The sequence below is a fragment of the Sorangium sp. So ce887 genome (assembly GCF_051521455.1).
GTDB lineage: Bacteria > Myxococcota_A > Polyangia > Polyangiales > Polyangiaceae > Sorangium.
The window spans coordinates 5,224,797-5,242,554 of record NZ_CP150354.1 but is presented as its reverse complement, the minus strand read 5'-3'; the positions used below and the strand labels follow the sequence as shown (position 1 = coordinate 5,242,554).

Annotated in this window: 15 protein-coding genes; 8 read left to right on the top strand and 7 right to left on the bottom strand. The window is 74.0% G+C overall.

Going from position 1 to position 17,758, the window contains the following annotated elements; genetic code table 11:
* Window positions 1-46: 46 nt before the first annotated feature.
* The 3 genes from WMF36_RS19475 to WMF36_RS19465 are packed head-to-tail and all read left to right on the top strand — an operon-like array spanning window position 47 to window position 2,756.
* Entirely contained in the window at window positions 47-1,357 is a 1,311-nt protein-coding gene (locus WMF36_RS19475; protein WP_437581120.1) for a glutamate-5-semialdehyde dehydrogenase, read from the top strand.
* A gap of 59 nt (window positions 1,358-1,416) precedes the next feature.
* Window positions 1,417-2,310, top strand: a complete 894-nt coding sequence (rsfS, locus tag WMF36_RS19470) for a ribosome silencing factor (RefSeq protein ID WP_437581119.1) — start codon at window positions 1,417-1,419, stop codon at window positions 2,308-2,310.
* Between the two features lie 8 nt (window positions 2,311-2,318).
* A complete protein-coding gene (locus tag WMF36_RS19465) occupies window positions 2,319-2,756 on the top strand; it encodes a 23S rRNA (pseudouridine(1915)-N(3))-methyltransferase RlmH (RefSeq protein WP_437492872.1) in 438 nt (145 codons plus the stop codon).
* Between the two features lie 81 nt (window positions 2,757-2,837).
* Here WMF36_RS19465 and WMF36_RS19460 read toward each other — a convergent pair whose 3' ends face one another.
* On the bottom strand, window positions 2,838-3,791 hold the full coding sequence (locus WMF36_RS19460; RefSeq protein WP_437581118.1) for an SDR family oxidoreductase: 954 nt from the start codon (window positions 3,789-3,791) through the stop codon (window positions 2,838-2,840).
* Between the two features lie 187 nt (window positions 3,792-3,978).
* Here WMF36_RS19460 and WMF36_RS19455 point away from each other — a divergent pair, with 187 nt between their 5' ends.
* The gene (locus WMF36_RS19455; protein WP_437581117.1) at window positions 3,979-5,001 is read left to right on the top strand and encodes a helix-turn-helix transcriptional regulator; all 1,023 of its coding nucleotides are present in this window, start codon (window positions 3,979-3,981) and stop codon (window positions 4,999-5,001) included.
* A 155-nt stretch (window positions 5,002-5,156) separates the two neighbouring features.
* Here WMF36_RS19455 and WMF36_RS19450 read toward each other — a convergent pair whose 3' ends face one another.
* From WMF36_RS19450 to WMF36_RS19435, 4 genes are all read right to left on the bottom strand, one after another.
* Window positions 5,157-5,486: a hypothetical protein gene (locus WMF36_RS19450; RefSeq protein WP_437581116.1), complete on the bottom strand. Its 330-nt coding sequence runs from the start codon at window positions 5,484-5,486 to the stop codon at window positions 5,157-5,159.
* 143 nt (window positions 5,487-5,629) lie between these two features.
* Entirely contained in the window at window positions 5,630-5,755 is a 126-nt protein-coding gene (locus WMF36_RS19445) for a hypothetical protein (RefSeq protein WP_437581115.1), read from the bottom strand.
* Between the two features lie 22 nt (window positions 5,756-5,777).
* Entirely contained in the window at window positions 5,778-6,395 is a 618-nt protein-coding gene (locus WMF36_RS19440) for a DUF47 domain-containing protein (protein ID WP_437581114.1), read from the bottom strand.
* A 469-nt stretch (window positions 6,396-6,864) separates the two neighbouring features.
* Window positions 6,865-8,268, bottom strand: coding sequence for a hypothetical protein (locus tag WMF36_RS19435; protein ID WP_437581113.1), 1,404 nt, complete (start codon window positions 8,266-8,268; stop codon window positions 6,865-6,867).
* Between the two features lie 328 nt (window positions 8,269-8,596).
* Here WMF36_RS19435 and WMF36_RS19430 point away from each other — a divergent pair, with 328 nt between their 5' ends.
* Window positions 8,597-9,424: an SPOR domain-containing protein gene (locus WMF36_RS19430; RefSeq protein WP_437581112.1), complete on the top strand. Its 828-nt coding sequence runs from the start codon at window positions 8,597-8,599 to the stop codon at window positions 9,422-9,424.
* 28 nt (window positions 9,425-9,452) lie between these two features.
* On the opposite strand, the gene nikR is transcribed toward WMF36_RS19430, so the two are convergent.
* Together nikR and WMF36_RS19420 are read right to left on the bottom strand one after the other, a co-directional pair.
* Complete coding sequence (gene nikR, locus WMF36_RS19425; RefSeq protein WP_437581111.1) at window positions 9,453-9,884, bottom strand: nickel-responsive transcriptional regulator NikR; 432 nt, start codon at window positions 9,882-9,884, stop codon at window positions 9,453-9,455.
* Window positions 9,885-10,003: 119 nt separating this feature from the next.
* Complete coding sequence (locus tag WMF36_RS19420) at window positions 10,004-11,125, bottom strand: hypothetical protein (RefSeq protein ID WP_437581109.1); 1,122 nt, start codon at window positions 11,123-11,125, stop codon at window positions 10,004-10,006.
* 339 nt (window positions 11,126-11,464) lie between these two features.
* Between WMF36_RS19420 and WMF36_RS19415 the strand changes: the two genes are divergently transcribed.
* The 3 genes from WMF36_RS19415 to WMF36_RS19405 all read left to right on the top strand — a co-directional run bounded on the left by WMF36_RS19415 (window position 11,465) and on the right by WMF36_RS19405 (window position 17,744).
* Window positions 11,465-12,673, top strand: a complete 1,209-nt coding sequence (locus tag WMF36_RS19415) for an SPFH domain-containing protein (protein ID WP_437581108.1) — start codon at window positions 11,465-11,467, stop codon at window positions 12,671-12,673.
* 543 nt (window positions 12,674-13,216) lie between these two features.
* Window positions 13,217-14,755, top strand: coding sequence for a serine/threonine-protein kinase (locus tag WMF36_RS19410; protein ID WP_437581107.1), 1,539 nt, complete (start codon window positions 13,217-13,219; stop codon window positions 14,753-14,755).
* Between the two features lie 181 nt (window positions 14,756-14,936).
* Window positions 14,937-17,744 carry a response regulator gene (locus WMF36_RS19405; protein WP_437581106.1) on the top strand — a complete coding sequence of 936 codons (2,808 nt, stop codon included), beginning with the start codon at window positions 14,937-14,939 and terminating at the stop codon, window positions 17,742-17,744.
* Window positions 17,745-17,758 lie beyond the last annotated feature (14 nt).

Here is a 17,758-nt window from a genome sequence, read left to right as displayed (position 1 = left end):
AAGGAGAACGGTTGGCCCGCGCAGGGAGGCGAGCTAGGTTCCCGCTGTGGAACAGAGCAACGTCGATCTCGGCAACGTCGATCTCGGCAACGTCGATCTTGAGAGCACGCTGCGCGCCCTCTGCGTGCGCGCCCGGGCGGCTGCCCGGGCCCTCGCCCCGCTGGACCGGGCCCAGAAGGACCGCGCGCTGCGCGCCGTCGCCGAGCGGCTGCGCGCCGAGGCCGGCGAGGGCAAGCGCTCCGCCGTGCTGGCCGCGAACGCCGAGGACGTGGCCGCGGCGCGCGCCGCAGGCCTCTCCGAGGCGCTCGTCGACCGGCTCGTGCTCGACGAGGCGCGGCTCGCGTCGATCGCCGGCGCGGTGCTCGAGGTCGCCGCCGCGAGCGATCCGGTCGGGCAGGTCGTCGGGATGGAGCGGCGGCCGAACGGGCTCCTCGTCGGGCAGGTGCGCGTCCCGCTCGGCGTGATCGCCATGATCTACGAGTCGCGCCCCAACGTGACGGTCGACGCCGCGGTGCTCTGCCTGAAGAGCGGCAACGCCGCGATCCTCCGCGGCGGCAAGGAGGCGTCGCGCTCGAACGCCGCGCTCGGCGCGCTGCTCTCGGACGCGCTGCGCTCGGTCGGGCTGCCGGCCGACGCGGTGCAGATCGTCCCCTCGCTCGACCGCGCGGCCACGCGCATCCTGCTCGGCATGACCGGCATGATCGATCTGGCCATCCCGCGCGGCGGCGAGGGGCTCATCCGGTTCGTGGCCGAGAACGCGCGCGTCCCCGTGATCCAGCACTACAAGGGCGTGAACCACCTCTACGCCGACGCCGGGTGCGACGTGGAGATGGCCTGCCGCCTCGTCGAGAACGGCAAGCTCCAGCGCCCCGGCGTCTGCAACGCGCTCGAGTGCCTGCTCGTGCACGAGAGCGTCGCCGCGCCGCTGCTCGGGCGCGTCGCCGCGCTCGCGGAGCGCGGGCTCGAGCTGCGCGGCGACGAGGCCACCTGCGCGCTCGTGCCGTCGGCGCGCAGGGCCACGGAGGACGACTACGGGCAGGAGTTCCTCGCGCCCGTCCTCGCGGTGCGGGTGGTGCGATCGCTCGACGAGGCGATCGAGCACATCGGCCGCTACGGGTCGCTGCACACCGAGGTCATCTGCACGCCGCGCTACGATCACGCGCAGCGGTTCCTGCGCGAGGTCGACGCGAGCTGCGTGCTCGTGAACGCGTCGTCCCGGTTCAACGACGGCGGCGAGCTCGGTCTCGGCGCGGAGATCGGCATCTCCACGACGAAGCTCCACGCCTATGGCCCGATGGGGCTCGCGAGCCTGACGGCGCTCAAGTGGATTGCATACGGCGACGGCCAGACCCGCTGACGCGGGTGAGACGAGGGGCGCCCGGCGACCGAGCGGGCGCAGAAGAAAGCGAGAGAACGTTGGCGACGAAGAAGGACGCAGGCAAGGCGAGCACCAAGCCGCGGGCGAAGTCGGGGTCGAAGGCGGGCGAGAGCGTGGAGCCTCGCCCTCCGGCGCGGAAGAAGGCGAGCACGGCCAAGGCGGGCGCGGCCGGGCGCGCGTCGTCCGCGGCGAAGACGAAGCGGCCGGCGTCGCCCCGGATCCGCGCCTCGCACGCGGGTGTCGGGGACGCCGCCGCGAAGAAGGCGGCGCGCGTGCGCCGCGCGGCGGGCGCGGGCGACGAGGTCGAGCCGCTGGAGCGCCGGGCGCGGCCGATCCCGGCGGATCGGCCGGCGACGCGGGCGCGGCGTCCGGCGCGGGACGAGGGCGACGCGCCGCGGCCCGCGCGAGGCGGCGAGGGCGGCGCGAAGGCGATGCTGCCGCTCGCGGGGCGGTCGCCGGCGCGGGGCAAGTCGCCGCTCGCCGGCCCGAAGCGCTCCGGCCCGCGCCGGAGCGCGCCGCCGCCGGCCCCCGAGCCGTCGGCGGCGGCGCGCGAGCTCGCGCTGGCGCTGGCCGCGGCGGGGCTCGACAAGAAGGCGATCGGCGTCGAGATCCTGGAGGTCGTCGGGCGCGTCGACTACGCGGACTACCTGGTGATCATGACCGGCCGCTCCGACCGGCACGTCCACGCGATCGCGACGGGCCTGGAGGAGGCGGTGCGCAAGGAGAAGCTCGCGCCGCTGTCGATGGAGGGCCTCGCCGCGGCGACCTGGGTGCTGATCGATTTCGGCGACGTGGTGGTGCACGTGTTCCAGGAGGAGACGCGCCGCCTGTACGACATCGAGGGGCTCTGGATCGACGCGGGCCGCGTCCCGGTCCCGGAGGAGAGCCTGCCGCCGGGGGCGCAGCCCGCCCCTCGGTTCGATCCGGACTGAGCGCGCCCGTGCGACTGGTCGTCGCCGCCGTCGGGCGGGTGAAGGACAAGCCGCTGCGCGCGGCGATGGACGAGTACCTCGGCCGCATCCGCCGCTACGTGGCGTGCGACGAGATCGAGATCCCGGACGGCCCGCCGGCGAAGGTCGGGCCGCTGCTCGCGCGCGCGTCGGCGGGGGCGAGCGTCATCGCCATGGAGGTGAACGGCAAGGCGCTCGGCAGCGAGGCGTTCGCGGCCGGGGTGGAGCGGTGGGGCTCGCGCGGCAAGGGGGTGGTCACGTTCCTGATCGGCGGCGCGGATGGGCTGCCGGCCGACGTGTCCGCCGCGGCCGACGACCGGTGGAGCCTGTCGCCGCTCACGTTCCCGCACCGCCTCGCGCGGCTCGTGCTGATCGAGCAGCTCTACCGCGCGATGACGCTGCTGCGCGGCGAGCCGTACGCCCACTGACGCGCGGTTGTCGGTCGGCCAGCGCGGCCCGCGCGGCCGCCGGCGCCGCGGGCCGCGTGCGCGCCGCGGCCCTCGGGCCGGTCACTCCCTGGGCCAGTCGGGGGACGCGAGGTCCATCGGACCGTTGAACCAGGTCGCGTAGGCGGCCTCGTCGGCCTTCTTGTACTCGCCGAAGGTCTCCTCGAAGTACTCGCCCCAGTGGGGCTTTCGGCCGTCGACGTCGGTGAAGCCGTACTCCCGGGCGAGATCCCACGAGCTGAAGACGCGGCCGGCCTTCGCCGCGACGTTCGGGTCGGCGGCGAGCGCCGCGACGGCGCGGCCCACGTAGAACGGGGTCTCCGAGGCGATGAAGTGCGGGTCCCTGGCGGTCGCGTCGCGCCAGTTCTCCTCGGTCACGCCGAAGCCGTCGAGCATGGCCTCCGAGCGCAGGAAGCCGGGCGTGATCGCGAGCGCCGTCATGGCGGGGTGGCGGCGCAGCTCCCAGGCCATGGCGAAGGCGAGGCGGATGACCGACATCTTCGCCAGATCGTAGAAGAGGTTGCCGCGGTAGCCGAAGTTGTCGCCGTCGGTGACCTCGACGAGGAGGCCGCGGTCGCGCTCGAGCATGAGCGGCACCGCGTGGCGGCTCGTGATGATGTGCGAGGTGACGGCCCGCTCGAGCAGGATATTGCCCTTGGCCAGCGAGAGCTTCCAGAACGGCTGGCCGAACTCGGTGAGCTCGTCGCCGCCCCAGACGTCGTTGACCAGGACGTCGAGCCGCCTCTGCTCGCGCCGGATCCGGGCGCAGAGCGCCTCGACCTGCTCCTCGGCGGTGTGGTCGACCTGCACGGCGATGCCGCGTCCTCCGCGCGCGCTCACGAGCTCGGCGGTCTCCTCGATGGTCTCCGGGCGCTGCCCCGTGGCGGGGCGGCCGCGGACGCTGCGGCCGGTGCAGTAGACCGTCGCGCCGGCCTCGCCGAGCGCGCACGCGATGGCGCGCCCCGCGCCGCGCGTGGCGCCGGCGACGAGGGCGACCTGTCCTTCAAGCGGTCTCATACGCTGTCTCCTCCTTGAGCACCGGGGCTCGCGGCGGCGCGGGATCCTTGCGGTGCGGCGCTGCGGCTCCGGTCGTCCGGGGACGCTACGGGACGATTCCTGACACCTCCTGTCATGAATTGCGCGTAGCCTCGGTGCCGGGTCGGATCGGTATCCGGCGCCACGCAGGGGCCACGGAAGGTCAGTCATGCGCGCGGATCGGCTGCTCAGCTTGCTCTTGCTCCTCCAGCAGGCGAAGAGCCGCCAGCTGACGGCCGAGGAGCTCGCGCGCCGCCTGCAGGTCTCGGCGCGGACGATCTACCGGGACCTCGACGCGCTGTCGTCCGCGGGCGTGCCTGTCTATGCGCACCGCGGCCCGAACGGCGGGATCGCGCTGCTGGAGGGGTGGCAGACGAGCCTGACGGGGCTGACGCAGCCCGAGGTGCAGGCGCTCTCCGCGATCGCCGCGCCCGGGGCCCTGGCGGACATCGGGCTGTCGGCGGCGCTGCAGAGCGGGCTGATCAAGCTGTCGGCGGCGCTGCCGGTGGTGCAGCGATCGGCGGCCGAGCACGCGCGGCAGCGGCTCCACGTCGATTCGTCGGGGTGGTTCCAGGGGAGGGAGGTGGTGCCGTACCTCGAGGTCCTGCGGGAGGGGGTCTGGCAGGATCGCAAGGTGTGGCTCGCGTACCGGGATTTCGACGGAGTGGCGAGCGAGCGGGTGGTGGACCCGTACGGGCTCGTGATCAAGGCCGACCGCTGGTACCTCGTGGCCGGGACGGAGCGGGGGCCGAGCGTGTTCCGTGGGGCGCGCGTCGAGGGGGCGCGGCTCCTGGACGAGGGGTTTGCGCGGCCGGAGGGGTTCGATCTGGCGGGGTGCTGGAAGGCGTGGTGCCAGCGGTTCGCGGAGCGCAGGGCGAGCTACGTGACGACGTTGCGCGTGACCGAGGAGGGGGAAGCGGCGCTCCGGCGGATCCGGCCCAGCGGCGAGCACGAGCGGTGGGGGCAGGGGAGGTGCGGGCGCGACGGGGCGAGGACCGTGACGGTCGACTTCGAGCGGGAGTCGATCGCGGTCTCGCAGATCGTGGGGCTGGGCCGGGGCGTCGAGGTGGTCGAGCCGGCGGCGCTGCGGGCGCGGCTCGAGGCGATCGTGGCGGACCTCCGCGCGGTGTACGGGGCGCGCGACGCGGCGCCGCCGCGGACGCGGCGAGGCCGGCGGAAGGCGGTGATGTAGAAGCGCGCGGAGGAGGCGGCGCGCGCCTCGGCCGGTCCCTCTCCACATTCCCTGGGAGTCAGAGCAGGTCCCGGCGCCAGCGCGCGACGGCGGCGCTGGCCCGGGTCCCGGTTGACGCGGATGCGCGGCGCGGGCGCCGGCCGCGTCACCGAGATTCATCTAGAGATGAACTCACACCCCATGGAGTAGCCGACGGAGTGGCAGCTAGGGACGCTCGGATCCTCCGGGATATCCCCCGGAAGCGGCACCCGGTAACAGGTCCTTTGGTCGTTGCCGACGACCAGATTCGCCCTCCGCCTCCCGGTGGGGCCGCCGGACATCGTGCAAGGCACTCTGGTCCCCGGCGGGGCGTTCACAAAGGCTTGCTCGGCCACGCCCAGCGATTCGTCGGCGTCGGCCGGCGTCGCGAGACAGCCTGCGAAGGCGAGCGCCGTGAGCGCGATGCCGAACCCAGCACAGATCTTCCCGGTCTTGATCCTGCTCATGATGGTCTACCATCCTCTCGGTGAAGGCTCGACACTCCAGTCATGCGTCGAGCGCTCACGGTTGGACAGAATGCAACGGCGGTGCCTGTCCGTCTGTGCGCTCGCGATGCATCCGTGGACGCATTGCTGGCTGCTCGCAGCGATCACGGGGCGGGTTGGGGGAAGCCCGGGTAGTCCTTGATTCCCAGCGTTTCGTAGATCATCTGGGTGTACTTCAGCGTCGCGTCGACGCTCTTCGAGCAGCTCCACCCGTCGATCGTGCCCTCCATGCGGATGAGGGCGGGTACGTCGTCATGCGTGCTCGAGCACCACGCCCTCGATGATGTTGGCGACGTCCTCGCAGCGGTCGCTGGCGTTCTCGAGCTGATCGTAGATGTCGCGCCACTTCAGCACGAGCAGCGGGTCGGTGCCCTTCTTGAAGAGCGCCGCCAGCGCCCCGCGGTAGTGCGTGTCGGCGGCGTTCTCATGGCGGTTGATCTCGACGCAGAGCTCGAGCAGCCGGGCGCCGTCCTTCACGTCGCGGAGCGAGCTCGTGGCCGCGCTCATGGTGACGCACGCGGCCACCACCGACTCCGCGAGGGGGCGCGCCTCCGCCATCGCACTCTCGATCTCGAAGAGGACGATTCGCTCGCTGGCGGCCTCGATGCAATCGAGCACGTCGTCGAGCCGGGTGATCAGCGCGTGGATCTCCTCCCGATCGAGGGGGGTGATCCAGGTCTTGTGCAGCGCGGCGAGGCAGCGGTGCGTGATCCGGTCCCCCTCGTGCTCGATCTCCTTGATCTTCGTGGCGATGGTCGGGGCGTCCTCCAGCCGGTCGAGCATGTCCAGGAGGAGCTTGCTCGCGATGACGCTCTTCTGGGCGTGCTCGGCGAGGGCGTCGAAGAAGAAGGCGTCCTGGGTCAATCCCATGCCGTGTGATACTCCGGCGTCGCCGGGCTCGTCAATGCGGGCAAACGAACAAGACACCTCGTTGAACAATGCAAAACTTGGGAGTCGCCTCCGCCTCTGGCGCGGTCCACCTCCGGTTCTTGCGATCAGGCACGTTGACGATGCGCCGCACCGCTCGCGCCCCCCCCCCATTTCCGCTTTGGAAAGCATTTTTGAGCGCCACGAGTACGGGTCCCTGGTCGTCCTGGAGGACCGCGGCGTCCGCCGCCGCGACCTCCGCCGGGACGACCACCAGCTTGACCGCGGACAGCGAGGGGGCGTGCCCCCGCGCCTGCGACCCGTTCGCTCTGGCAAGCTATTGAGCTAGCGTCGCTTTTTCAGGGGTGCCGGATCGCACAGGAGAATGTCCTGTCACCTGCGACGACGTCGACACCGCCGCAGCAACCCGAGATACCGTTGCTCCGGACCGGCGAGCCCGCCTATCGCCTGCTCACTCCGGAAAGAACGTCTCGACCGTGAGCGCCGGCGTCCCCGCCGCGTGGACCCCGCCGAGCAGCGCGAGCGTCCCGTTCGGCGCGGGCACCACGGTCGCGCCGCGCCGCGGCTCCCGCAGCGGCAGCTCCTCGACGTGCGCCGCGGCGAGGTCGACCACGAAGCTCCTGGTCAGCCCGCCCGCGCCGGCCTCGGAGCCCACGGCGAGGAGGCGCCCGCCGGGCAGCGCGAACGCCGCGACGTCCACGACCGCCGCCGGCAGCGCGGCGCCCGCGATCTCCACGGCGGTACACGCGCCGACGCACCCCGGCGCGAGCCGGCGGGTCGGCGCCGCAGCGTCGCCCCGCACCCCGCCGACCAGCACGATCTCCCCGGGCGCCGTCACCGCGGCGCCGGCGCCCCGAGCGGCGTCCGGCGGGAACGGGCGCGGCTCGAACGCGGTCGCGCCGTCGCCGAGCACCTCCAGCCCGGCGACGTCCGCGCCCCCGCCCGCGATGACCAGGCCCACGCCCTCCACCCACACGGCCGCCGCGCCGGCCCGCGCGTACCGGAGCCTCGCCACCGAGAGCGCCTGGTCCGCGCCGACGACCAGCACCGCGTCCGAGGGCTCGCCCGGCGCCCCCGCGGTCTGCCCCGCGCGCGCCGCGCCCACCACGAACGAGCGCCCGTCCGCGGCCTCGACGGTCCGGCCGCCCGCCACCTCCGCGAACGAGCCGAGCCCCGCGGGCAGCGACGCCTCGGCGCTCTGCCCCGACGCCACATCGGTCCAGGTCGCGCCCTCGTCGTCCAGGGTGAGCAGCAGGTTCGCCCGGACGACGAGCGAGCGCGCCGCCCGCGGGAGCGCGCCGCCGGAGGCGCTCCCGCCCCACGCGGCGAGGTCGTAGCCGTCGATCCGCGCCGGGTCGACGTCATCCGCCGCGGCGCCGTCCGCGACGGCGCCGCCGGTGAGCATCACGTAACGCTCCGCCAGCGCCGCGCCGGGCGCGCCGACGCGCGACGCCGCGAGCTCGCCCGGCGGCCGCGCCCAGCCTCCGATCCGCTGGGCGAAGAGCGGCAGCACCTCGCCCGCCAGTCCGGCGAGGTAGATGCCCGACGCGGAGCGCCCGCGCACCACGGTCGCCCCGCCCGCGTCGACGCCGCGCACCTCGAACGTGTACGCCCGCTCCGCCGGGATCTCGCCGAAATCGAGCTCCCCGCCCGGCGCCGCCGCCGCGGACACGGCCACGTCCCCCTCGACCGCCGTCGCGGTCACCTCGATCCGGGTGACGGGCGGGTCGTCCTGGAAGGCGACCGCCTCGTGCCCCGGCACGACCTCGATCGTGAGCGTCCGCGGCCCTTCGGCGCAGCTCGGGAGCAGCAGGCCGATCGCGGGCAGGACACGGCCGATGCGCAGGGTCTTCATGAAGGCGGAGTCTTAGCGCCTCGGCCGCGCGAAAGGCCAGCGGAGCCGCCGGACGGCCCCGTAGCGGCGCGCAAGTGAGGCGGCCCTGGGCACCGACGCCCGCGGAGCCGGCCGGTCACGCGCGCCCCGTCGCCGGCCGAGAATTTTTCCCGCGGCCGCCGCGTGTGCGAGGCTGCCCGGCCCGAGCCGAGGCGCAGGCTCGCCGCCGGGCGCCCCATCCAGCGCGCGCTCGTGCAGCGATCGGATCCCTCTGGCAGATGTGGGATAAAGTGAGACACGAAAGTTGTCGCGTCTCGGCCGGGCAGGGTAGACGGGTTGAGGAGGCAGCATGAGGCGCAGCAAAGGCGAGAGCATGGACACCGGGGCGGTGCGGAACCTCGAGGAGATCCAGGAAGAGGATCCCGGGGCTCGCCCGTCGCGCGCGGGCGCCCTCGTGCTGGCCTCGCTCGGCGGGGCGTGCATCGTCTTCGCGGCGGTGGCGCTCCTGCGCGCGCCGCACCGCGAGAAGCCGGTCAGCGCCGATCCGCTCGGCGATCTGGTCGCGCGCGCTCATCCGGCCGGCGTGAAGCCGGCCCCGCGCCGCGCGACGATCGGGGCAGACGTGACCTTTCCCGCGATCCTGTCGGACGCGGAGCACCCGACGACGGCGCTCGAGGCCGTGCGCGACCCGCGGGCGGCCAAGGCGGCCGCCGCTGACCGGCCGCCGGCCGCTGACGCCGGTCCGCCGCTCGCCGCGGACCGGCTCCCCGTGGTCTCGCTGCCGGCGCAGCACGTCCTCGGGCCCGCGGGGGGCGAGGTCGCTCCGAACGACACGCTCACCGCGATGGCCCGCCACGTCTCGCGCGAGGAGGGGCCCGAGATCGAGCGCGGCGGGCCGGGCAGCTACCAGCTCCAGGTGAGCTCGTTCAAGGAGCCCACCGACGCGGAGGGCTTCGCGGCGGCGCTGCGCCGCCGCGGGCACAAGGCGTACGTGGAGCCGGCGTACGTGAAGGGCCGCGGCCTCTGGCACCGCGTGCGGATCGGTCCCTTCAAGTACAAGCGCTCGGCCGTGATCTACCGGCAGGAGTTCGAGGCCAAGGAGCGCCTCGTGACGTTCATCGTGGATCCGCCGAAGACCACGGTGAAAGTGGCCGAGAGCCCCGGCGACGACGCGTGAACCAGGGGACGGCCGGGCGCCCGCCGCGTCAGCCCCGCGGCCGGCGCGCCGCCTCCGAGAGCGCCGCGGCCGGCGTGAGCGCGCAGGACAGCACCCCCTTGGCCCCGGCGAGCTGCCCGGCGAGCCCGGACAGCGCCGCGCCGCGGCCCTTCAGCACCATGACCTGGAGCACTCGGCCCTCGTCGAGGCGGACCAGCAGGCTGGAGACCACCGACCCCGCGTGCTGCTCTTCCAGCGCGGTGATGCGCTGCACGAGCTCCCGCACCTCGGGCGCGTAGACGACGGTCAGCGTCGCCGCCACCTCGGCGCCCTCGTCCCAGGCGGCGCGCGTCAGGTCCGCGCGAACCAGATCCCGCAGCGCCTCCGAGCGGTTCTCGTATCCCTGCGCGGTGATGCGCCGATCGAACTCGGCCAGAAGCGCTCGATCCATCGCCACGCCGAAGCGGACCAGGTCGCTCATCGTGGGCGCAGGCTAGCGGGGCATGGGTCCGGGCGGGAAGGGGGCTCGCCACCCGGAGAGCGCTCCGCCGGCGTCAGGGCGAGCGCCGCGCCGCGCCGCCCGCTCAGCCCTTGCGCCGCTCAGCTCTTGCGCCGATCGAGGTGCCGCCTCGCGGCGTCCTTCACCGGCGAGGTCACGTTCTTGCTCTTCGAGACGCCCCGGAGGTCCGACTCGCGCAGGTGCTGGACCAGCCGCGTCGCGACGAGCACCGGCGTCCTCGGGTTCTCCACGAGGTTCCGCTTCACCGTGTAGCTCTTCATCCACTCCGGCGTGGTCGCGATGATCCGCAGCACCTCGTCCGAGATGTTCCGGTTGCGGGTGATGAGGACGACCTCTTCCTCCTGCATCTGCGGGCTGCGCACGGCGGCGCTGGCCACGAGGCGGTTCGAGTCGCGCACGAGCAGCATGCGCTCCTCGCGCGAGCCGAGCATCGCCCGCCGGATCCGCTGCGACATGGTCATGTCGGCGAGCCGCTTGGAGAGCGGGATGTACCGCTCCTTGATCTCCTCTTTCCCTTCCTCGTCCTCGACGTGGGTGTCGACCGTCTCCTCGGCCGCGAGCGCCTCCGCGAGCGCCTGCGTCTCGGCGAACAGCACGTCGTCCGGCGTGGGCTCCGGCGACGGCTCCGCGATGAGCTCGTCCTTGATCGCGATGCTGACCTCGCGCCACGCCGGGATGCCCGTGAGCTCGACCCCGTTGCGGGCGGCGAGGTCGACGAGGCGATCGGCCGTCGACATCCGCGTGTGCTTGTTGAGGTAGAGCCGCTCGATGATGCGCGGGCTCTTGAGCAGCCGCTCCTCGTTGACGGCGATGAGCTCGGTCACCGCCTCGCCCCCGGTCCGCGCGAGCTCCTCGAGCGTGTCGGCGGCGATGCCCGGCATCGCGCAGAGCCGCTCGACGACCGGGAGGCGGTCCGCGTACAGGCGGGCCAGCCGGTCGATGACGAGCGGCTGCAGCAGCTCCCCGCCGAGCGCGCCCTGGAGGAGCGGGTCGGGCAGCGCCGACAGGGTCTTCTCCGCGGCCGCGCGGGCGGGCTCCTCCTCGCGCGACGCGAGCAGGACGAGCAGCGTCACCACATCGCCCGGCTTGAGCCCGGGGGCGATGCCGCGCGCCGCCATGTCGCGGAGCTTCTGCGGCGCCCCCGGCTGCGCCATCTTCTGCGCGGGCGCCGAGAGGACGCCGACGTCGATCGGCGCGATCATCGCGGGGTCCTCCCCGGCGCGGCCGTGCCGCAGCGGGGCGAGCGCGTCGTCTGTCGGGCGGCGGCGCCCGGGATCTCGGACGGCGCCCGCGGCGCGGGTTTCCTCGGTTGCGCCGGTGACGCGAGCGAAGCGACGGACATGCGGTCCTCCCCGGCGGGCATTGCTGCCCTGCGATCTGCGGATTATCCTGAGGCCGCTGTGTGCCTGAAAGGCGCGGCGATCGTCAACGTAGAACGAACAGCGCAGGCCGAGTGCGCCATCTGCCGAAATGAGCCCGAGGTCCCGGGGGCAGGGTACCGGCAGGCCCGTCACATCCAGCACACCGAAGAGGAGCGCGACATGGGGATTTTCGATTTCGTGAAGAGCGGCGTCCGCGAGATGATGATCGCGCGCCCGGACGCAGCGAAGCATCTCATCGTCTACAAGCACCCGGACCAGAACGTCCCCTTCTGGTCGCAGCTGACCGTCGACAGCGATGAGTGTGCCCTCTTCTTCAAGGACGGGCGGTATGTGGGCTACCTGCCGACGGGGCGCCACACCCTCCAGACGCAGAACATCCCGTTCCTGAACAACCTCGTCAACAAGTTCACGGGCGGGGACGTCTTCATCGCCGAGATCTTCTTCGTCAAGATGCAGCCGGTCCGCGGCGTGCCCTTCGGCGGGCCGCTGGAGTCGATGGAGGATCCCACCCTCTACGAGTTCGTGACGCCGCGCATCTTCGGTGAGTTCTCGCTGGTCGTGGTCGATCCGGTGCGGTTCGTCGTCGGTTACCATGGCCAGTGCGGCGGCAGCGGCGACAACGACGTCGTCCTGAGCTGGATCAAGGGCAAGTTCTTCATGAGCGTGAAGACCGTGATCGGCCAGGTCTGCGCGCAGCAGCAGAAGAGCCTGCTCAACCTTGGCGGCATGAGCATGGAGCTCGGCGCCCGCATCGTGCAGTCCGCGCCGAACCTCGAGGAGATCGGCTGCAAGATCCTCGAGATCGGCAACTTCAACATCAACTTCTCGGCCGAGGACCAGAAGCTCCTCCGCGAGGCGAACAAGGCGCGCGGCGAGGCGCGCCGGGGCATCGGCGTCGCGCAGGACTCCGCCCGCGCGAAGCAGTTCGAGCTCGATCAGCGGTTCCAGCAGGACGCGCGGTACGTGCAGCAGCTGGCGGGCAACTGGCAGAACTACGCCGCCGGCCAGGCGATGATGGGCGCCGGCCAGGGCATGGCGCAGGGCGGCGACGGCAGCGGGGTCGCGGGGCTGGGCGCCCAGGTGGCGATCGGCGCCGGCCTGGCGCAGGCGATGAACCCCGCGCTCGCGGCGCAGGGGCAGCCCCAGTTCGTGCCGCCGCACATGCAGCAGCCGGGCCACCCGGGCGCGCCGCAGCAGGGCTACCCGGGCGCGCCGCAGCAGGGCTACCCGGGCGCGCCGCAGGCCGCCCCGGCCGCGGGGCCGTCCATCGAGCAGCGCCTGGAGCGCCTCGCGGAGCTCAAGAACAAGGGCCTCATCACGGACGAGGAGTTCCAGGCCCGCAAGGCGAAGATTCTGGAGGAGATCTGAGTCCTTCCGGGCGCTCTGCCCGCCGCGCCCGGCGGACCCGTGGGGGGGCGCCCCCCGCGTTCGCCATCTGACGCCATCTGATCCGAAACACCGCACGCGCTTTCGGCTAGACTCGCCGAGGTGCCCGTCACGCTCCGCATGGCCGGGGATGCTCAGCCTGAGATGACCGCCGGCGAGTCCGAAGCTGCCGAGCTGTTCCATCGGGACGACATCCCGCGGCCGCACGGAGACACCCTGGCCTCGCAGCCGCCACCGCGCAGCGATGCGCCGTCAGTCCACAGATCGGCGCCCCCTGCGCGCAGCGAGGCGCCCCCTGCGCGCGGCTCGGCGCCCCCTGCGCGCAGCGAGGCGCCCCCTGCGCGCAGCGAGGCGCCCCCTGCGCGCAGCGAGGCGCCCCCTGCGCGCAGCGAGGCGCCCCCTGCGCGCGGCTCGGCGCCCCCTGCGCGCGGCTCGGCGCCCCCTGCGCGCGGCTCGGCGCCCCCTGCGCGCGGCTCGGCGCCTCCTGCGCGCGGCTCGGCGCCTCCTGCGCGCGGCGAGGCACACATGGCGCTGCCGCCGCTGCCGGCGCTGCCAGCGCGCAGTGACGGGTTCGCGGCGCGCCGGGGGAAGGTGAAGCAGGTCCCACGCGCGCGGCGCTGCCCGACCTGCAAGCTGACCTTCTCCGGCGACTCCCGGTTCTGCCCGTTCGACGGCGACCCGCTCGCCGACGCGCCCGACTGGAACCCGTCGGCCGATCCGCTGCTCGGGCGCACGATCGACGGCCGCTACGAGGTGCAGGCGGTGGTCGGTGAGGGAGGGATGGGGACGGTGTACGAGGTGCGCCACAAGTCGCTCGGCCGCCTCTTCGCCCTGAAGGTGCTCCGGCGCGACATCGCGCAGGACGCCGAGCTCGTCGCCCGCTTCATCCAGGAGGCCAAGGCGGCGGCGGCCATCGGCCACCCCAACATCGTCGCGGTGAGCGACTTCGGCGCGATCGAGGTCGAGCCGGGGCAGCCGGAGCTGCCCTTCTTCGTCATGGAGTTCCTCACCGGGACCTCCCTCGCGTCGCTGCTGCGCACCGAGCGGACGCTGCCGTCCGAGCGGGTCGGCCAGATCATGCTCCAGTGCGCCGCGGCGCTCGGGGCCGCGCACGCGGCGGGCGTCATCCACCGCGACCTCAAGCCCGACAACGTCTACCTCGTGCGCAACGGCGATCAGGAGTTCGTCAAGCTGCTCGACTTCGGCGTCGCGAAGGTCACGGGCGGCAAGCGGCTCACCCGCATCGGCATGGTGTTCGGGACGCCGCACTACATGAGCCCGGAGCAGGCCGAGGGGAAGCGCATCGACGCGCGCGCCGACATCTATGCGCTCGGCGTCCTCATGTACGAGTGCTTCGCGGGGCGCGTCCCCTTCGAGGCCGACACGTACATGGGCGTGCTCACCAAGCACATGTACATGTCGCCCGAGCCGCTCGAGCAGGTGATGCCCGACGCCTCCGCGCTCGGCGCGTTCGGCCCGATCGTCATGCGCTGCCTCGCGAAGAACCCCGAGGAGCGCTTCGCCTCGATGGCCGATCTCGCCGCGGCCATCGAGCTCGCCGTCGAGGCGCCGGGGCGCGCGACCGTCACCATGCTCCAGGACGAGCACCCGCGCCGCGAGCCGCTGAAGCTGCGCGAGCGCGACGAGATGCTCGGCCCCGTCCAGGTGCCCAGGGAGGCGTCGGAGCCGCTCTCGATGGGCGCGCGCGTCGCGATCGCGCTCGCGGCGATCCTCGTGCCGATCGCGATCGCCCTCGGCTTTCGCGCGCTCCGCGCCTCGGCCAGCGCGGTGCCGCCCGAGGCCGCCGCCGCCGGCGCCCTCCACGCGACGACGGCGGTCGGCGCGGCGCCCGACGAGCCGCCCGCGGCGGCGGCGGCGGCCCCGGCCCCGAGCGCGTCGGCCGCGCCGCCCACGCAGGAGCCGTCCCGCCCGCACGGGGCGCCCGCCGCGAGCCCGGCGAAGCCGGCCGCGGCGACGGCCCGCCCGGCGGCGACCGCCGCGCCAGCCGCTTCCCCCGAGAGGCCGCAGGCGACCGGCGATATCATCGATCCCTGGAAGCACTGATCGCGCGGGCGGCCCACGACGAAACCTGGCCTTTGCAGGCGTCCTGTGCGCACCATGGGCGCCGTCGATCGCCGGGACCACGGCGGCGGGACGAGCGATCGACGGCAGCGGCGACGCTCCGGGCGGAGCGCTTGACAGCGTCCGCTCGGGCTCGCCATCCTTCGCGAGGCGGAAACCTCTAGTGGCCAAGCAACAGCTCCTCCTGGTCGACGCGGATCCACGCAGCGTTCGGGTCCTCGAGGTCAGCCTGAAGAAGGCCGGTTACAGCGTGACCACCGCGACGGACGGAGCGGACGCCCTCGCGAAGCTCGAGGTCTCGACGCCGGACCTCGTCCTCAGCGACACCCGCCTGCCCCACGTGGACGGCTACGCGCTCGTCCGCAAGATGAAAGAGCACGCCGACTGGGCGTCGATCCCGGTTGTCTTCCTCACGAGCCAGCGGTCGATCGAGGACAAGATCCGCGGGCTCGAGCTCGGGGTCGAGGACTACCTGACCAAGCCGATCTTCGTGCGCGAGCTCATCGCGCGGGTGACGCTGCTGCTCGCGCGGCGGACGCGCGAGGGGATCACGACGCGCCATTTCTCGACCACCGGGCGGACGAGGTTCTCCGGGTCGATCCTCGACATGAACGTCGTCGATCTTCTGCAGACGTTCGAGGTGAGCCGGAAGAGCGGGATCGTCCACCTCTCGCACGGGGACAACGAGGCGCAGGTCTACTTCCGCGAGGGCAAGGTCGTCGACGCAACGCTCGGCCGGCTCTGCGGCGAGGAGGCCGTCTACCGCGCGCTCCTGTGGAACGAGGGGACGTTCGAGGTCGAGTTCTGCAAGGTCGACAACCCTGACGTGATCGAGACGTCGACCCAGGGCCTGCTCATGGAGGGCATGCGCCGGGTCGACGAGTGGGGCCGGCTCCTCGAGGTGCTGCCGTCGCTCGCCACCGTCTTCGAGGTCGACAGCGAGGAGCTCCTGGAGCGGCTGAACGAGATCCCCGACGAGCTGAACGGGATCCTGCGCCTGTTCGACGGGAAGCGGACGCTGATGCAGGTGGTCGACGCGTCCCCGTTCGAGGATCTCTCGACGCTCTCCACCATCTCGAAGCTCTACTTCGAGGGGCTGCTGGTCCCCGCCGCGGCGCTCCCGCCCGACGACGTGGTGCCGAGCGAGCCGGAGGCGGCGTTCCACGACGAGTTCTCGCCGCTCTCGTCGCCGTCGGGGGCGCGGCGCTCCCATTTCCCCGACGGCGTGCCGGGGAACGCCGGTTCCGACGATTTCGAGGATGCCGCCGTGGTTCCGGCGCCTCTCTCGACCCGGCTGTCGCCGGCGATGCTCCCGCGCTCCCGGCCCGGACACGAGCTGCCCGCGCCGGCGGCGGACCCCGACGCGGAATCCGCCGGGCGTCCGGTGACGGCCCGCAGCGCGGTCCACGGGGCCGCGGCGGTCGGCCGGGCGACCGCCGCGAACGCCGCGGCGGGGCGCTCGGGCGTGGCGGGGCGCGTGCCGTCGGAGCCTCCGCGGACGGCGGGGCGCGCGCCGTCGGAGCCTCCGCGGACGGCGGGGCGCGCGCCGTCGGAGCCTCCGTGGAGCGCCGCGGCGAGCGCCGCGCGGCGCTCGGGCGGCGCAGCACTGGGCCGCGTGCCGTCGGAGCCTCCGCGGGGCGTCGCACCGGGCGCCGAGGCCGTCCAGGCTTTGCGCGCGCGTGCCGAGATCGACATCGACAAGGACACCACGCTCACCAGCAGCGACGAGGCCCCGCTCACGCGACCGCTGGTGACGCCGCGCAGCTTCGCGCAGAAGCACCGCGCCGCGAGGAGCGACAGGCCCGCGGCCGCGACCGCTCCCGCCGAGCAGCGCCCCCGATCCAGGCCGCCCGAGCTGCCCGCGTCGACGCCGTCCGAGCCCGCGGCGGAGCCGTCCGCCGCGCCGCCGACCGCCGGCGACGAGCGCGCCGCCGCTGGGCCTCCGCCGACGACCCCCACGCTCCGGCCCCGCCCGCCGAGCGACGCGCCGCCGGCCGTCACCATCCCACGCGAGGCGCAGCGCGGCGAAGCGACGGTCGCGGAGGCGCGCTCGTTCGACGCTGCCGCGGCGCCGCCGGCGGGCCTCGCGGCGGCGCTGGACCACGCGCCCCCGAGCGACCCCGGGCCGATCAGCGAGAGCGAGCGCTTCTTCCTCGGCGGAGGGGTGGACGCGCCGGAGCGGATCCTGACGCAGGAGCATCCCTCCACCGAGGACACCGACACAACCGCCGGCGCGGTCGAGGCCACGCTCTGGCGATCCCGCCCGGAGGAGCGCCGGGCGCGCATCACGCGGATCGTCGCCGGTCTGGTCACGGCGCTCGCGATCGGGGCCGCCAGCGTCTGGCTGATCAGCCAGACGCGGCACCCCGTACCCCCGGCTCCGGTCGATGCGCCCCTGCAGGCGGAGGAGCAGAGCTCCGGCGCCGCGATCGAAGCGGCTCCGGCCGCGCCGGAGGCGGAGCCGACCGCCGCCGCGGGGCTCTCCACGGCGACCCCGGCCGACACCTCGGCCAGCGAGCCGGCCGACCTCGCGTCAGCCGCGACGGCCAGGCCAGCCGCGGCGAGCCCCGTCGCGCCGGCCGGAGCGCCCGTCCAGCAGGGCTCGCCCGCGCCCGCCGTCCCGGCGGCGCCGCCGGGTGCCCCGTCGACCGCGGGCCAGGTCGCCGCACCGGCGCGGACGGCCTCGCCGAGCGCGTCGGCGCCACCGCCCGCTGCGCCGGACGAAGAGGGCGGGTCCCTCTCGGCCCGCGTGATGCGCGCCCTGGAGTCGGGGCAGGCCGGCAAGGCGGTGCAGCTCGCGCAGCAGCTCACGGCCGCCTCGCCTGGGAGCGCCGCGGCGTGGCACCTGCGCGGCGCCGCGGAGCAGGCCGCAGGGCGCGGCGGCCGGGCCTCGTTCCGCAAGTGCGCCGAGCTCTCCCCGGCCGACTCCCCGCTCGGCGCCGAGTGCCGCGCGCTCGCCGGCATGCCCTGATCGCCCGGGCCGCG

Bases quoted from the DNA above. Each gene is read 5' to 3' on its own strand.
- WMF36_RS19450 (WP_437581116.1), bottom strand. From the start codon at position 5,486: ATGAGCAGGATCAAGACCGGGAAGATCTGTGCTGGGTTCGGCATCGCG.
- WMF36_RS19460 (WP_437581118.1), bottom strand. From the start codon at position 3,791: ATGAGACCGCTTGAAGGACAGGTCGCCCTCGTCGCCGGCGCCACGCGC.
- WMF36_RS19415 (WP_437581108.1), top strand. From the start codon at position 11,465: ATGGGGATTTTCGATTTCGTGAAGAGCGGCGTCCGCGAGATGATGATC.
- WMF36_RS19430 (WP_437581112.1), top strand. From the start codon at position 8,597: ATGAGGCGCAGCAAAGGCGAGAGCATGGACACCGGGGCGGTGCGGAAC.
- WMF36_RS19445 (WP_437581115.1), bottom strand. From the start codon at position 5,755: ATGGAGGGCACGATCGACGGGTGGAGCTGCTCGAAGAGCGTCGACGCG.
- WMF36_RS19440 (WP_437581114.1), bottom strand. From the start codon at position 6,395: ATGGGATTGACCCAGGACGCCTTCTTCTTCGACGCCCTCGCCGAGCAC.
- WMF36_RS19435 (WP_437581113.1), bottom strand. From the start codon at position 8,268: ATGAAGACCCTGCGCATCGGCCGTGTCCTGCCCGCGATCGGCCTGCTG.
- nikR (WP_437581111.1), bottom strand. From the start codon at position 9,884: ATGAGCGACCTGGTCCGCTTCGGCGTGGCGATGGATCGAGCGCTTCTG.
- WMF36_RS19455 (WP_437581117.1), top strand. From the start codon at position 3,979: ATGCGCGCGGATCGGCTGCTCAGCTTGCTCTTGCTCCTCCAGCAGGCG.
- WMF36_RS19420 (WP_437581109.1), bottom strand. From the start codon at position 11,125: ATGATCGCGCCGATCGACGTCGGCGTCCTCTCGGCGCCCGCGCAGAAG.
- WMF36_RS19410 (WP_437581107.1), top strand. From the start codon at position 13,217: ATGGCGCTGCCGCCGCTGCCGGCGCTGCCAGCGCGCAGTGACGGGTTC.